Raw genomic sequence first — 14,827 nt, forward strand, 5'->3', positions numbered from 1 at the left:
CTGTCTTCCCCGGCTTGACCGGGGCATCCAGTACGCCGCGGCGTTTCGGCCCAATCACTGCGGTCTCTGGAATACTGGATCGCCCGCTTTCTGTTTAGACCGGAGACATAGCTGACGCCTGTTCGGACACATCACTGACAGTTTGGCTGCGCGTCAAGTCGATTGATCCGACCTGCCAACTGGCAAAGAAGATTCCGTAGCGGCCGTCGCGGTCGAGCGGCCTCACGGCCAGCTGCTCGCCGCAGAAGGCTTGAGGGACTTTCCACATTTGCCCTTTGAAGGCGATGTAGCTCCGCGTCGAGGAGACGGTGCGAACGATCTCCCCGGCGTCGTATTGGATCTTCGGCACACGATCCGGCATGGCGCGTAAACTGGGCCGGTAGCGATCGGCGGGAATGCCCATGCCCAAGCTCTCGTGGGGCCGCTCCAGATTGTAGACCGTTCGCCAGCTATCGAGGGCACGCTGGACTTCCGCCAAAGTGCGGAACGTGCGCAGAGCGAACACTTCTGCTTTCAAGCTGCGATGGAAGCGTTCGTTCTTGCCTCGGCCCTGAGGATGACGTGGCCTGGCATGGACCACCCTGACGCCGAGCTTGAGCAGCCATACCTTCAGCGCAGTCCAGCGAACGCCCGAGGTGTCGCCCCAGGGAGAACCGTTGTCGAGGTAGAAGGCCTCCGGCAGCCCATAGCGTCGGAAGGTGTCGGTCAGATGCCTCTGCACATCAGGTCGCTGCTCGTTGGCGCACGCCTTCAAACACAGCGCATAGCGGGAGTGGTCATCGACCATGGTTAGCGGATGGCAACGCCTTCCGTCGGCAAGCGGCATGTGGCCCTTGAAGTCCATCTGCCAGAGTTGATTGGGCGCGTCCCTCTCGAACCGGTGGCCTGAAGGGCTCGGCGCGGCTTTCTCGCTCGGCTTGATCCGTTCGTTCCGGCACAGGATCCGATGCACTGTGGAGGGCACCGGTACGGTCTGGCCGCCGCGCTTCAGGCAATGGGCAATCTTGCGCGCTCCCCAAGCCGGATGCTTGTCACGCACAGCCAGAACCCGCGCCTCGACCTCAGGCACGCTCCGCTTGGGCATGCTCTTGGGCCGGCGCAACTGATCCGCCAGTTCATGATCTCCAGCCTGCCAACGCCGCAGCCATTTGTAGCCCACATCAGGACTGATCCCGAACCGCCGGCACAACTCCCGCCGGTTCGCCCCTTCCTGCAACGCAAGCCGCACAAACTCCCGTCGCTGATCCATCACCGACACCTCGTTCCAGGGCATGGAAGGCCTCCCGAATCGACCATTCCAGCCCAGTTTGAAGTGTCAGCTATGTCTCCGAACACCTGTCAGTGATCTGTCCGGTCTAAACATTTCGCGGGCGATGACACTGTGTGAAAATTAGGCGGCAAAGCTTGTCCAGTCGAGCCTACCGCGGCAGATCCGTCTTCCCCATCAGGAACGTATCGATCGACCTGGCGCACAGCCGGCCCTCGCGGATGGCCCAGACCACCAGCGATTGGCCGCGGCGCATGTCGCCGGCGGTGAACACGTTCGGGCGCGAGGTCTGGTAGTCGAGCGTGTTGGCCTTGACGTTGCCGCGAGGGTCAAGCTCGACCGAGAGCATCTTGAGCAGGCCCTCGTGCACGGGATGGACGAAGCCCATCGCGAGCAGGACGAGGTCGGCGTCGAGTTCGAACTCGGTGCCGGCGATCGGCTTGAACTTGTCGTCGACGCGCACGCAGTGCAGCTTCTTGACCTTGCCGTTCTCGCCCGAAAACTTCTGCGTCAGCACCGCGAATTCGCGGATCGCGCCTTCGGCCTGGCTCGAGGACGTTCGCATCTTCAGCGGCCAGTTCGGCCAGGTCAGGCCCTTGTTCTCGTGCTCTGGCGGTGCGGGCATGATCTCGAGCTGGGTCACGGAGAGCGCGCCCTGGCGCAGCGAAGTGCCGATGCAGTCGGATCCGGTGTCGCCGCCGCCGATGACGACGACATGCTTGCCGCCGGCCAAGATCTCCTGGACGCCGCCCAGCGGTTCCTCGGAGACGCGGCGGTTCTGCTGCGGCAGGAAGTCCATGGCGTAGTGGATGCCGGCGAGGTCGCGGCCGGGGATTGGCAGGTCGCGCGGGGCTTCGGCGCCGCCGGTCAGCGCCACGGCATCGTACTCGTTGAGCATCTCGCGCGGGTCGACATTGCCGTCGGCGCCGACATGGCTGTTGTAGTGGAAGGTGACGCCTTCGCCTTCCATCTGCGCGACGCGGCGGTCGATGATGCCCTTCTCCATCTTGAAGTCGGGGATGCCGTAGCGCAGCAGGCCGCCGGCCTTGGCGAACTTCTCGAACAGATGCACGTCGTGACCGGCGCGCGCGAGCTGCTGCGCGCAGGCCATGCCGGCCGGACCCGAGCCGATCACCGCGACCTTCTTGCCGGTCTTGTGGGCGGCGATTTCGGGCTTCAGCCAGCCATTGTCCCAGGCGCGATCGACGATCGCGCATTCGATGGTTTTGATGGTGACGGGGTTGTCGTCGATGTTGAGCGTGCAGGAGGCTTCACACGGCGCCGGGCAGATGCGCCCCGTGAACTCCGGGAAATTGTTGGTCGAGTGCAGATTGCGCGAGGCTTCTTCCCAGTTGCCCTGATAGACGAGGTCGTTCCAGTCCGGGATCTGGTTGTTGACCGGGCAGCCCGGCGTGCCGGGCGAGACCGAGCCGGTGCCGTGGCAATAGGGAATGCCGCAATTCATGCAGCGCGCGGCCTGGTCGCGCGTTTCCTTCTCGGAGAGGGGAACGACGAACTCGTGGAAATGCTTCACGCGCTCGGCGACCGGGGTGTACTTGCGGTCATGCCGTTCGATTTCGAGAAAACCCGTGATCTTGCCCATTAAACCCGAAGTCCCTGCCGCTTAAATTCGTTGTGTTTCTCTCTCGTCGTCATTGCGAGGAGCGTGAGCTTCGAAGCAATCCAGTCCGCATCGGAGGAGAAAGTCTGGATTGCTTCGCTACGCTCGCAATGACGGGGTGTGATGCTCAGGCCCCGATCGCGATTTTCGGCTCGGCGTCCGCGTTGGCAGCCATTTCGCGCAGAGCGCGCCGGTATTCGACCGGCATCACCTTGCGGAATTTGGGCAGCCAGTCCTTCCAGTTCGCCAGGATGTCGGCGGCACGCCTGGAGCCGGTCGCCTTCGCATGGCGCGTGATCAGGACGTGCAGCCGCTCGACGTCGGAGGCGAGCAGGTCCTTGAACACGTCGACCCGGCCGTGCGCTTCGAGGTCACCGGAGTGGTGATAGGTGCCGGCGTTGATCAGCTCTTCCGACAGCACCGGCTCGAGCTCGACCATCGCCATGTTGCACAGCCTGTCGAAGTCGCCGGTCTCGTCAAGCACATAGGCGATGCCGCCGGACATGCCGGCCGCGAAGTTGCGTCCGGTCTTGCCGAGCACGACCACGATGCCGCCGGTCATGTATTCGCAGCAATGGTCGCCGGCGCCCTCGACCACCGCCACGGCGCCGGAATTGCGCACGGCAAAACGCTCGCCGGCGATGCCTCGGAAGTAGCACTCGCCTTGAATGGCGCCGTACATCACGGTGTTGCCGACGATGATGCTCTCTTCCGGCACGATGCCGCTGTTGGCCGGCGGCTTGACGATGATCTTGCCGCCCGAGAGGCCCTTGCCGACATAGTCGTTGGCTTCGCCTTCGAGCTCGAAGGTGACGCCTTGCGCCAGCCAGGCGCCGAAGGCCTGGCCGGCGGTGCCCTTGAGGCTGACATGGATGGTCTCATGCGGCAGGCCGGCATGGCCGTAGATCTTGGCGACCGCACCCGACAGCATCGCGCCCGCGGAGCGGTTGGTGCTGTTGATCTTGGCCTCGATCTTCACCGGCGCACCGCGGTCGAGCGCAGGCGTCGCCTGCTCGATCAGCGTGCGGTCGAGCACCGCTTCCAGATGATGGTTCTGGCGCTCTGAGTGATAGATCTTCTGGCCCTTCTCTTCCTTCTGCTTGACGAAGAGCTTGGAGAAATCGAGCCCCTTAGCCTTCCAGTGCGCGACCAGCTTGGTCTGGTCGAGCAGCTGCACCTGGCCGATCATCTCGTTGAAGCTGCGGAAGCCGAGCGAGGCCATGATCTCGCGGACCTCCTCGGCGACGAAGAAGAAGTAGTTGATCACATGCTCGGGCTGGCCGGTGAAGCGCTTGCGCAGGACGGGGTCCTGGGTCGCGACGCCGACCGGGCAGGTGTTGAGATGGCACTTGCGCATCATGATGCAGCCGGCCGCGATCAGGGGCGCGGTGGCGAAGCCGAACTCGTCGGCGCCGAGCAGCGCGCCGATCACGACGTCGCGGCCGGTGCGGAAACCGCCGTCGACCTGGACCACGATGCGGCTGCGCAGCCGCTCGCGCACCAGCGTCTGGTGGGTTTCGGCGAGGCCGATCTCCCACGGCGAGCCGGCGTGCTTGATCGAGGTCAGCGGCGAAGCGCCGGTGCCGCCCTCGAAGCCCGCGATGGTGACATGGTCGGCGCGCGCCTTGGCGACGCCCGCGGCCACCGTGCCGACGCCGATCTCCGAGACGAGCTTGACCGAGACCGCGCCGTCCGGGTTGACGTTCTTGAGGTCGTAGATGAGCTGCGCCAGATCCTCGATCGAGTAGATGTCGTGGTGCGGTGGCGGCGAGATCAGGCCGACGCCCGGCGTCGAATGCCGGACCTTTGCGATGGTGGCATCGACCTTGTGGCCGGGCAACTGGCCGCCTTCGCCGGGTTTTGCACCCTGCGCCATCTTGATCTGCATCATGTCGGAGTTGACGAGATACTCCGTGGTGACGCCGAAGCGGCCCGAGGCGACCTGCTTGATTGCCGAGCGCATGCTGTCACCGTTCGGCATCGGCTTGAAGCGGTCGGCTTCCTCGCCGCCTTCGCCGGTGTTCGACTTGCCGCCGATCCGGTTCATGGCGATCGCGAGCGTGGTGTGCGCCTCGCGCGAGATCGAGCCGAAGCTCATCGCGCCGGTGGCGAAACGCTTGACGATGTCCTTGGCCGGCTCGACCTGGTCGAGCGGTACCGGCTTGCGCTTCTCTTCGTCCGCATTCTTGATCCGGAACAGGCCGCGCAGCGTCAGGAGACGCTCCGACTGCTCGTTGAGGATCTTCGCGAAGGCGCGGTAGCGTTCCAGCGAATTGCCGCGCGCGGCGTGCTGGAGCAGCCCCACCGACTCGGCGGTCCATGCATGGTCCTCGCCGCGGCTGCGATAGGCATATTCGCCGCCGACATCGAGCGAGGTCTTGTACACGAGCGCGTCGCCGAACGCGTCGGCATGACGGCGCACCGCCTCTTCGGCGATCTCGCCAAGACCGACGCCCTCGACGCGGGTGTGCGTGCCGGCGAAGAATTTTCCGACGAATTCCGCCTTCAGGCCAATGGCGTCAAAGATCTGCGCGCCGCAATAGGACTGGTAGGTCGAGATGCCCATCTTGGACATCACCTTGAGCAGGCCCTTGCCGATCGACTTGATGTAGCGCTTGACGATCTCGTAGTCGTCGAGCGAGCCGGGCAGGCGGTCCTTCATCGCGATGATGGTCTCGAACGCCAGATACGGATTGATCGCTTCCGCGCCGTAGCCGGCGAGACAGGCGAAGTGATGCACTTCGCGCGGCTCGCCGGATTCGACGACGAGGCCGACCGAAGTGCGCAATCCGGTGCGGATCAGATGATGATGCACGGCGGCGCAGGCCAGCAGCGACGGGATCGGAACCCGGTCGGTGCCGACCATGCGGTCGGACAGGATGATGATGTTGACGCCCTCGCGCACCGCGCTCTCGGCGCGCGCGCAGAGCTCGTCCAGCACCTGGTCCATGCCGGCCGCCCCGAGGCCGGCGTGGAAGGTGGTGTCCAGCGTGCGCGACTTGAAGTGCGACTCGGCGACCTCGGAGATTGAGCGGATCTTTTCGAGGTCCGCGTCGGTCAGGATCGGCTGGCGCGCTTCGAGGCGCTTGGTAGTGGCTAGGCCTTGCAGGTCGAACAGGTTCGGCCGCGGTCCGATGATGGAGACGAGGCTCATCACCAGCTCCTCGCGGATCGGATCGATCGGCGGATTGGTGACCTGCGCAAAGTTCTGCTTGAAGTAGGTGAACAGCGGCTTGGCCTTGGCCGACAGCGCCGAGATCGGCGTGTCGTTGCCCATCGAGCCTGCGGCTTCCTCGCCGGTGGAGGCCATCGGCGTCATCAGGATGGTGATGTCTTCCTGGCTGTAGCCGAACGCCTGCTGGCGATCGAGCAGCGACAGGTTGGAGCGCACGCCGGTGGTCGGCACCTTCGGCAGCTCTTCCAGCACGATCTGGGTCCGCTCCAGCCACTCCGTGTAAGGATGGCTCCTTGCGAGCTCGGCCTTGATCTCGTCGTCGGGGATGAGGCGGCCCTGCTCGAGGTCGACCAGCAGCATCTTGCCGGGCTGCAAGCGCCACTTGGTGATGATCTGGTCCTCGGGAATCGTCAGCACGCCCATCTCGGACGCCATCACGATGCGGTCGTCCTTGGTGACGAGATAGCGCGCCGGCCGAAGGCCGTTGCGGTCCAGCGTGGCACCGATCTGGCGGCCGTCGGTGAAGGCGATCGCGGCGGGGCCGTCCCACGGCTCCATCAGGGCTGCATGATATTCGTAGAAGGCGCGGCGCTTCTCATCCATCAAGGGATTGCCGGCCCACGCCTCCGGAATCATCATCATGACGGCGTGCGGCAGCGAGTAGCCGCCCTGCACCAGGAATTCGAGCGCGTTGTCGAAGCAGGCGGTGTCCGACTGGCCTTCGTAGGAGATCGGCCAGAGCCGGTTGATGTCCTTGCCGTACAGCTCGGAGCTCACCGAGGCCTGGCGCGCCGCCATCCAGTTGACGTTGCCGCGCAGCGTGTTGATCTCGCCATTATGCGCGATCATGCGGTAGGGATGCGCCAGCGACCACGCCGGGAAGGTGTTGGTCGAGAAACGCTGGTGCACGAGCGCCAGCGCGCTCTCGAAATCCTTCTCGTGCAAATCGGGATAGTACTTGCCGAGCTGGTCGGCGAGGAACATGCCCTTGTAGATCACGGTGCGGCAGGACATCGAGCACGGATAGTAGCCGGCGAGGCCGCGGTCGCGGCGCTGATAGATCGCTTGCGAGATCGACTTGCGCAGGATGTAAAGCCGGCGCTCGAAATCGTCCTCGGTCTTGGCGGTGCCGTTGCGGCCAATGAACACCTGCATGCAGGCGGGCTCGGTCGGCTTTACGGTGACGCCGAGCGAGGAATTGTCGGTTGGCACGTCGCGCCAGCCGAGCAGCGTCAGGCCCTCTTCCTTGATCTGGTCGGCGATGATGCTCTTGATGACGTTGCGCCAGGCAGTGTCGCGCGGCATGAACAACGCGCCGATGGCGTATTCGCCCGGATTGGGCAGCACGAAGCCGAGCTCCTTCGCCTTGCGGCTGAAGAAAGCATGCGGGATCTGCACCAGAATGCCGGCGCCGTCACCGGCGCGCGGGTCGGCGCCGACGGCGCCGCGGTGCTCGAGGTTACAGAGGATGCTGAGCGCGTCCGCGACGATCTCGTGCGACTTCTGGCCCTTGATGTTGGCGATGAAGCCGACGCCGCAGGAATCTTTTTCCAGGCTCGGATCGTACAGGCCTACGGCCGGCGGCCGTGAATTGTGTTCCTGAATCGGATCGGTCGTTTTCGAGGCGACCGTCGCCGACAGTTGTTCTGCCACGATGTTTCCGCGCTCGACTTGCGACCCGTTCATGTTCTCGTCCTCTTCATGCGGCAAGCTGCCTCACCGCCATCTTCGGCGCACCTTGGGCGTCCCGCGGCACCCGCTTCTGGGTCACCGCTCGTCCGCTCGCGAGCCGCATTTTCTTAAATTCAGGCCAAGGCGTTCTTCGTCCCCGAGAACGGCTTTGCCTGTTGCCTTCTTGGCGCTCGAAAGCACCGACTTTCGTTGCAATCCCTATGCCGGAACCGCAAGCAAAATTGAGACAGTCTTCCTGTCCTAACCATCACCTTGCCAAATTTTTGTCTATCACACAAGCGCGCGCAAGTCCCGATTCCCCATATGTCAATCAATCGCTTTCCAAAAGTTGCGCGGCCCCGGTTTTGAAGCAAACGCGCCCTGATCCGGCCCTGCCGACGCCGGAATCCCCAATGAAGCTTCGGATCAACCCTTTGGAAGACCCGCCACGCCGCAAGAAGCGAAAGAGCGCGATCCATCCGGGGGCCTGACAGGAGCGTCTCGACCATGAAGTTTTTCACAGGATGTGTGGCCGCCGCCACGCTGGCGCTGGCCGCGACCGCGGCTCAAGCGCAGGTTCCAGCGCGAGGGGCGATGATCGCGGTCTCGGATTTCGACGCCCCCTATGCGCCGTCGGAGGCCGCGCCGCCGCCGCGCTACGGCTATGGCTACGAAGAACGCGGGCCGGCCCCGGTGCTGCTGCCATCGACCGAGGTCTACGCGGTGCTGCGCGAGAACGGCTTCTCTCCACTGGGCATCCCGCGCCTGCGCGGCGGCGTCTACACCATCGCGGTGATTGACCGCCGGGGGGAGGACGGCCGGCTCGTGATCGATGCCCGCGACGGAAGGATTTTGCGCTTCATGCCGGCTGCCGACGCCTACGGCATGGCACCCGGCTACGAGCAGCCTGCGGTTGCACCTTACCGCCCGCAAAGCGCGCTGCCGCCGCCGACCATGGTCCGCAGTGGTCCGCCCCGCCCTCCGGCCCCGATCCCGCATGTCGCCAGCCGCTCCGTGCCGCTGCCCAAGGCGGCTCCGCCGCGCGAGGCCCCGGGCGTCCCCGCCAAGCCGGCCGAGCCTGCGACGCCGCAGGCCCAGGTGCCGCAGGCACAACCTGTGACGCAGACCGCGGCCGCCGTGCCGTCCAAGCCCGCTGAGGTCGCACCGCAAGCCGCCGCGCCAACCGTAGGTCAGGTCAAGCCTGCCGCGACTATCCTGCCTACGCAGGAGATGCCGGCGGCACAGGGGCTGGACTAAGCGCGGGCGTTTGAGGCGATGGCCCGCATCACCCCAACGGTGTCGTCCTGGCGAAGGCCAGGACCCATACCGCGAGGTGCATCATATGAGTGACGCGGGAGTACCGAACTCCGAATATTCGCCAAACTCCTCCCTGTGGTGATGGGTCCTGGCCTTCGCCAGGATGACGTTGGGGAGAGAGTTAGCGCAAACAGAAGGCGTCTCAGCACTCAGGCGCCTTCTGAACCATGACAAGCGCGGCTCAGCTCCGGCCATATCCCGCCGCTTCCAGGATCAAATTCGCCACCTCCTTCGGATGCGACACCAGCGAGAGATGGCCGGCGTCGAGCTCGATCGTGGTTGCGTTCATGCGCTTGGCGAGGAAGCGTTCGAGATCGGGATTGATGGTGTAGTCGTCCTTCGACACCGCGTACCAGCTCGGCTTGGAATGCCATGCCGCCTCCGTGGTGCGACCGGCGAAGATCGAGGCGGCCGTCGGCCATTGCACGGCGTAGAGCTCCTTGGCCTGCTCCGGCTTAACGCCATTGGCGAAGTACTTCAGGAAGGCGTCTTCTGACAGCTTGGTGTAGCCGTCGCGCTCGACGACGCCGGCGCGTGCCGGTCCCGCCGGAAACTGCTTCGACAGCGCGACAAAATCCTCGTTGGCATCGGGCGCACGGGCGGCGACATAGACGAGGCCGGTGACCTTCGGGTCGGTGCCGACCTGGCTGATCACGGTGCCGCCCCAGGAATGCGCGACCAGCACGGTCGGACCATCCTGTTCGGCCAGCACGCGCTTGGTCGCCTCGACGGAATCCGCAAGCGACGACAGCGGATTTTGCACGGCAGTTACGTTGAGCCCTGCGGCCTGGAGGATCGGGATCACTTCCGACCAGCTCGAGCCGTCGGCCCAGGCGCCGTGCACCAGCACGACGTTCTTGGCCTTTACGGTCTGCGGCGTCTGCGCGTGAGCGAGGCTGAGAGGGGCCGCCAGCAGGCTCGCGGCGACGAAAAGGCTGCGCCAGAAAGTCATGATTGTTCTCCGTCTTGTTTTTGGGTTCGATATCCAAAAGACGATGCGCGGGGCGGCGGTGTTACGCCATTTCACCGCTCTGTGATGCGGCGCAACAGTCCAGCACGGCCGTTCAGCAATCGGTGACGTCCCGGCGACGACCGAGACCATCCTCTCTGGTAAGGTATGGCAGATCCGTCGTTCGGTATTTCTTCCGTGCACGATTGATCGATCTCGCGGCAGGATTCCCCGGCTCTCGCCGGGACGAGGAGAGCCCAACAAAAAAACGCCCCGGGGCACCGGGGCGTTTTCGCAACCTGGAAGCGGCCGACGTGATTTACGCGGCTACCGAGTTCTCGATCACCTGTGCGCCTTGCGCACCGGTGTTGATCGCGATCTGGCGGGGCTTCTTCGCTTCGGGAATCTCACGGACGAGGTCGACGTGAAGCAGCCCGTTCTCGAGCGAGGCGTTCTTCACCTGCACGAAGTCGGCAAGCTGGAAGGCGCGCTCGAAGGCACGCGCGGCGATGCCACGGTACAGCACTTCGGCCTTCGAGTTCTCGTTGGCGACTTTCTCGCCCTTAATCGTCAACGTGTTTTCCTTCGCGACGATGGAGAGCTCATCCTTGGCAAAGCCCGAAACCGCAACGGTGATGCGGTAATCGTTCTCACCGGTACGCTCGATATTGTAGGGGGGATAACCGGGGCTGCCGTCCGAACCGGCCTGGTCGAGCAGGTTGAAGAGACGGTCGAAGCCGACGGTGGAACGGTAGAAGGGGGTCAGGTCGTAGGTACGCATGGTCAAGTCCTCCATTGAGCGACTGTTGAGTAACCCGCCCGCCAATCGGGCCGGGCTTTCGTCTGTGTGCAGCCTGATGTTCCGGTTCCGAAACACTGGTAGCGGCCTGCACCAAGGTGATATGGGTTCAGGGGAACGGCGTTCAAGAGGGCGGATACTCAGCCTTTTCGGCGCTCCCGCCCCTGATTTGCAGCTCTTCGTGCCCAAGCCCTCCCCATCATGACGCTGGTCTCGATACCGTCCAATCCCGTTCCCGAAGACGTCGTCAGCGGCACCATCAAGACCCCTGATGGCGTCGAGCTGCGCTTTGCGCGCTGGGCACCGCCGGCGAACCGCAAGGGCACGGTCTGCGTCTTCACCGGACGCAGCGAGCAGATCGAGAAGTATTTCGAGACCGTGCGCGACCTGCGCGACCGCGGTTTTGCGGTGGCGATGATCGACTGGCGCGGGCAGGGCCACTCCTCGCGCCGCCTGCGCGATCCGCGCAAGGGCTATGTCCGCGACTTCGCTGATTTCGAGATCGACGTCGAGACCTTCGTGCAGCAGGTGGTGCTGCCGGATTGCCCGCCGCCCTTCTTCGCGCTCGCCCACTCCATGGGCGGCACCGTGATGCTGCGGGTGGCGCATGCGGGCAAGCGCTGGTTCGACCGCATGGTGCTGTCTGCGCCGATGATCGACCTCCCCGGCCGCGCCACCTCGTTTCCGGCGCGGGCTCTGCTGAAGACGATGCGCGTGCTGGGGATGGGCGGCCGTTATGTCCCCGGCGGCAGCGACCAGATCACCGGGCTCAATCCCTTCATCAACAATCCGCTGACCAGCGACCCCGTGCGCTATGCGCGCAATGCCGCAATCCTGGAGGAGGATCCGACCCTCGGGCTCGCGTCACCAACGGTCGCCTGGGCCGATACCGCCTTCCGCGCGATGAACACCTTCAAGGGCAAAAACTACCCGTCCGAGATCCGTCAGCCGATCCTGATGCTGGCGGCCTCCAGCGACACCGTGGTCTCGATCGCGGCGATCGAGGAGTTCGCCTATCATTTGCGCGCAGGCTCCCATCTCGTGATCGCCGGTGCCAAGCACGAGATTCTCCAGGAGCAGGACCGCTACCGTTCCCAATTCTGGGCAGCCTTCGACGCCTTCGTGCCAGGCACGCCGCTGTTCAAGTGAGGGGAGGCGATGCTGCCCTGCGACCACACGCCGGCATGCCGGGACAAGCCCGGCCATGACGAGGAAGTAGCATCACCCACTACAGCGTCTTCAGATACTCGATCAGATCGTAGCGCTCGTTGTCGTCCTTGAACACGCGGCCGATGACACCGGGACGTTTTTCCTCGCCCGGCTTGCGCTCGAAGGAATGGCCGAGCACGCTGTTGCCCTGGATCGGATCCTTGTCCGACCCGGCCGAGAACTCGGTTTCACCCGTCTTGCACTTCTCGTTGGCGGTGACCGCAAAGCCGACGGTCACGGGATCATAGTCGCGGCGGCCCATGCAGAATTTTTGCGGGCGCTCGCTTGCAGGCTTCAGCAACCAGTAGAGAGAGGGCACCGAACCGTTGTGCAGATAGGGTGCCGTGGCCCAGACGCCGTTCAGCGGCCGTGCCCGATAGCGTGCTCCCCCCACCGGATTGAGGCAGTTCTTGCGCGCGAGATTCCACAATTTCGACCGCTCGGCGTCCGGAGTCTTCTCGTCGTCCATCCATTTGCGGGCGACGAGATCCACCACCGTCATCAACCCGAGCGCATAAACCATCTCGGTCGGCGAGCTTGCGGTCGAGACGTCGCATTGCCACCATTTCTGGAGGTCGGCCGTATTCACCTTCAGGAAGCCGGGCAGATCGACGATCCTGTTGCTGAGCACGAGCGACTGTTCGGGATCCGTCTTGATCTCGTCGAGGGGGATCGTCACCGCGTTCAGCACCTTGCTGTCGCCGCTCGGCTCCCAATGTCCCGACGACCAGAAAGCCGGGGTGTCGATCGCCGGCAGATGGCATCCGGAGCACATCTCGGCGTAGATCTTGCGGCCATTGTCGACCTTCTTTTGATCGAGCCTCCAATTGTCGCCAAGGATCTGCGAGGGCCATTTCGGCGCCAGCAGGCCGCCGAACTTCGGGCCGGTGGAGGGATCTGCCGTCTTGAACGGGTCTGGCCCCCTGAGCATGTCCTCGATCCAGCCGAGCGTGTTGATATGAACCGAGGAGCGCCACAGCCTGTCCTCCGGGTAGGCGTCGGACAGGTTGAGCAGCGCCGTCACGCCGAGGGCTTCGCCGGCGTTGCGGATCAGCGGCTGCTCGATCGAGGCGTCGTACTGGGCGAACTTGAACCAGGGCACGGTCCAGATCGGGGGATAGCTGACCGGCGCGTCCTGGGCGTGCAGGTTCTTCTCGAATCCCTTGATCCCGCTCAGCGCGAGATCCTGCGAAAAAACTTGATTGCCGATGCGATTGAGAGCGTCGAGGCGACCGAACCCTTCCTCGGTGTCCTGCTGCTGCCTGCCGTTCCAGGTCTTCTTGCCTTCAATCGTCTTTTGCTGGGTTTGCGCCCAGTCGATCAGGAAGTTGCCGATCGCGCTGAGCTTCTGCTTGAGCGCGGCGCGGTCAGCCTTGCTGGCATCGGGGCCGAGCACGCGATCGGCGAAGCGCTGGAAGCGGAACGGCACGTAAATCGTGTAGGCGATCGACAGGCCGGTGGAGACCTCGAGCTTCTTCAGGTCGGTCATGGCCGGGCCGCCGTCGAAACGCACGTCCACGCCCTGGTAGTGGATCTGGCCGGTATGGCAGGCCGCGCAGGTCAGCCCGATCTTGTCCTCTTCGCGACGGCCGGTCGCGGGATCGACGACACCGGTCATCCGTGCGAAGCCGACCGGCAGGCCGTCGACGTTCTCCGCCGGCGTCCACCTGGTCGACCAGTCCGGCACCTGTGTCGTCTCGTAGACATTGGCATAGCCGAAGCGGCGCAGTGACGTCGCGTCAGTCTGGATCGACTGCGGGCTCGGGATGAACCCGAAGCGCTCGAGATAGGTGCCGTCCGTCATCATGCCCGGCGCCGAGAACAGATGCAGGCGCGGCTGCTCCAGGGCCATGAACCATTCATAGGGCACCGGGAAGGTCGCTGTGCCCTGGCTGGCATGGTGAAACCAGTGCCTGTCCTTCAGCGACCAATTCTGTTCGAGCCAAAAGGCCGCCTTCGTCTCCGGGACCGTGGGCAAGGGTGGCGGCAGGAGATTCACGAGAATTCCCTTTTGCGGCAGCATGGCGCGCACCTGGTCGGGAAATTCGGCGACCGCAACGAGCAAGGCGAGACCGAGGGCGAGCAGCAGGGCCGCAACCTTGAGGGCGCCCCGCACCACACGCTGGCAGGTGGACAGCACCGGCTGCGATACCAGCCGCTGGTTGATGCGAGCAGGGAATTGCCGCTCGTTGAACAGAGTGCGCACGTCGGCCACGCTGAGATAGCGGTCCTCACCCGCGCCCTTGCCCATGATCTTCAGGAGGATCGGCCACTCGAACTTCATCAGCAGGGGGTAGTACCAGCGCGCGGCGCTGCCGGCGCGCTTGAGGTTGTCGCGCATGAAGACGCCGATTTCGGAGGCGTTGAGACCGGGCTCAGAGCCGCCGCCGTTCGGATCCCGGTAGTCCCGGCCGAAGCTCGCAAACCGCGCAAGCTCGTCCTCATCGACCTTGCCGTCGACGCCGAGGACGCGCGAGCCGGCACCGCGCTTGTCGAGAGGGCCGCCACGCAACGCGTCGAGCTGTGCGCCCGAAAATATGCTCTTCAGGATGTGACCGAGCCCGTTGGCGATAAGCGCAACGCCGCGGACCTGGATGCGGGCCGAGACCTTCTTCAGCCCGGTCTCGCCGCTCGCATTCGCGATCGTTTGCGACAGCGTGCCGAGCGGAACGGTTCTGCCGTCAACAAACCCCTCGCCGACGAGGCCGCGGAGGAATGGACAGGGATTGTTCGGGGAGACCTGGATCGAAGGGTCTAAGGAGGGCTTCGGAGCGGAGTCATGCATGGCCCAAATCCTGAAAACGGCGAATCGTGAAATA

The 14,827-nt window shown here is 64.4% G+C and carries 8 protein-coding genes; 2 read left to right on the top strand and 6 right to left on the bottom strand.

Annotated features, from left to right (window positions below; all coding sequences use genetic code 11):
• Positions 1-94: 94 nt before the first annotated feature.
• The 3 genes from RX329_RS05130 to gltB all read right to left on the bottom strand — a co-directional run bounded on the left by RX329_RS05130 (position 95) and on the right by gltB (position 7,749).
• Positions 95-1,273, bottom strand: coding sequence for an IS481 family transposase (locus tag RX329_RS05130; RefSeq protein ID WP_317244478.1), 1,179 nt, complete (start codon positions 1,271-1,273; stop codon positions 95-97).
• 145 nt (positions 1,274-1,418) lie between these two features.
• On the bottom strand, positions 1,419-2,870 hold the full coding sequence (locus RX329_RS05135) for a glutamate synthase subunit beta (RefSeq protein ID WP_085350692.1): 1,452 nt from the start codon (positions 2,868-2,870) through the stop codon (positions 1,419-1,421).
• A gap of 145 nt (positions 2,871-3,015) precedes the next feature.
• Positions 3,016-7,749 carry a glutamate synthase large subunit gene (gene gltB, locus RX329_RS05140; RefSeq protein ID WP_026232514.1) on the bottom strand — a complete coding sequence of 1,578 codons (4,734 nt, stop codon included), beginning with the start codon at positions 7,747-7,749 and terminating at the stop codon, positions 3,016-3,018.
• A 492-nt stretch (positions 7,750-8,241) separates the two neighbouring features.
• Here gltB and RX329_RS05145 point away from each other — a divergent pair, with 492 nt between their 5' ends.
• Positions 8,242-8,991: a hypothetical protein gene (locus RX329_RS05145; RefSeq protein ID WP_018453336.1), complete on the top strand. Its 750-nt coding sequence runs from the start codon at positions 8,242-8,244 to the stop codon at positions 8,989-8,991.
• 241 nt (positions 8,992-9,232) lie between these two features.
• On the opposite strand, the gene RX329_RS05150 is transcribed toward RX329_RS05145, so the two are convergent.
• Positions 9,233-10,003: an alpha/beta fold hydrolase gene (locus tag RX329_RS05150; protein WP_085350691.1), complete on the bottom strand. Its 771-nt coding sequence runs from the start codon at positions 10,001-10,003 to the stop codon at positions 9,233-9,235.
• A 316-nt stretch (positions 10,004-10,319) separates the two neighbouring features.
• The gene (locus RX329_RS05155) at positions 10,320-10,781 is read right to left on the bottom strand and encodes an Hsp20 family protein (protein WP_007597127.1); all 462 of its coding nucleotides are present in this window, start codon (positions 10,779-10,781) and stop codon (positions 10,320-10,322) included.
• Between the two features lie 219 nt (positions 10,782-11,000).
• On the opposite strand from RX329_RS05155, the gene RX329_RS05160 reads away from it, so the two are divergent.
• Complete coding sequence (locus tag RX329_RS05160; protein WP_018453339.1) at positions 11,001-11,948, top strand: alpha/beta fold hydrolase; 948 nt, start codon at positions 11,001-11,003, stop codon at positions 11,946-11,948.
• A gap of 79 nt (positions 11,949-12,027) precedes the next feature.
• On the opposite strand, the gene RX329_RS05165 is transcribed toward RX329_RS05160, so the two are convergent.
• The gene (locus tag RX329_RS05165; RefSeq protein WP_317245532.1) at positions 12,028-14,793 is read right to left on the bottom strand and encodes a di-heme-cytochrome C peroxidase; all 2,766 of its coding nucleotides are present in this window, start codon (positions 14,791-14,793) and stop codon (positions 12,028-12,030) included.
• Between the last annotated feature and the right edge of the window lie 34 nt (positions 14,794-14,827).

This window comes from Bradyrhizobium sp. BWC-3-1 (genome assembly GCF_032917965.1).
Taxonomy (GTDB): Bacteria; Pseudomonadota; Alphaproteobacteria; order Rhizobiales; family Xanthobacteraceae; genus Bradyrhizobium; species Bradyrhizobium canariense_D.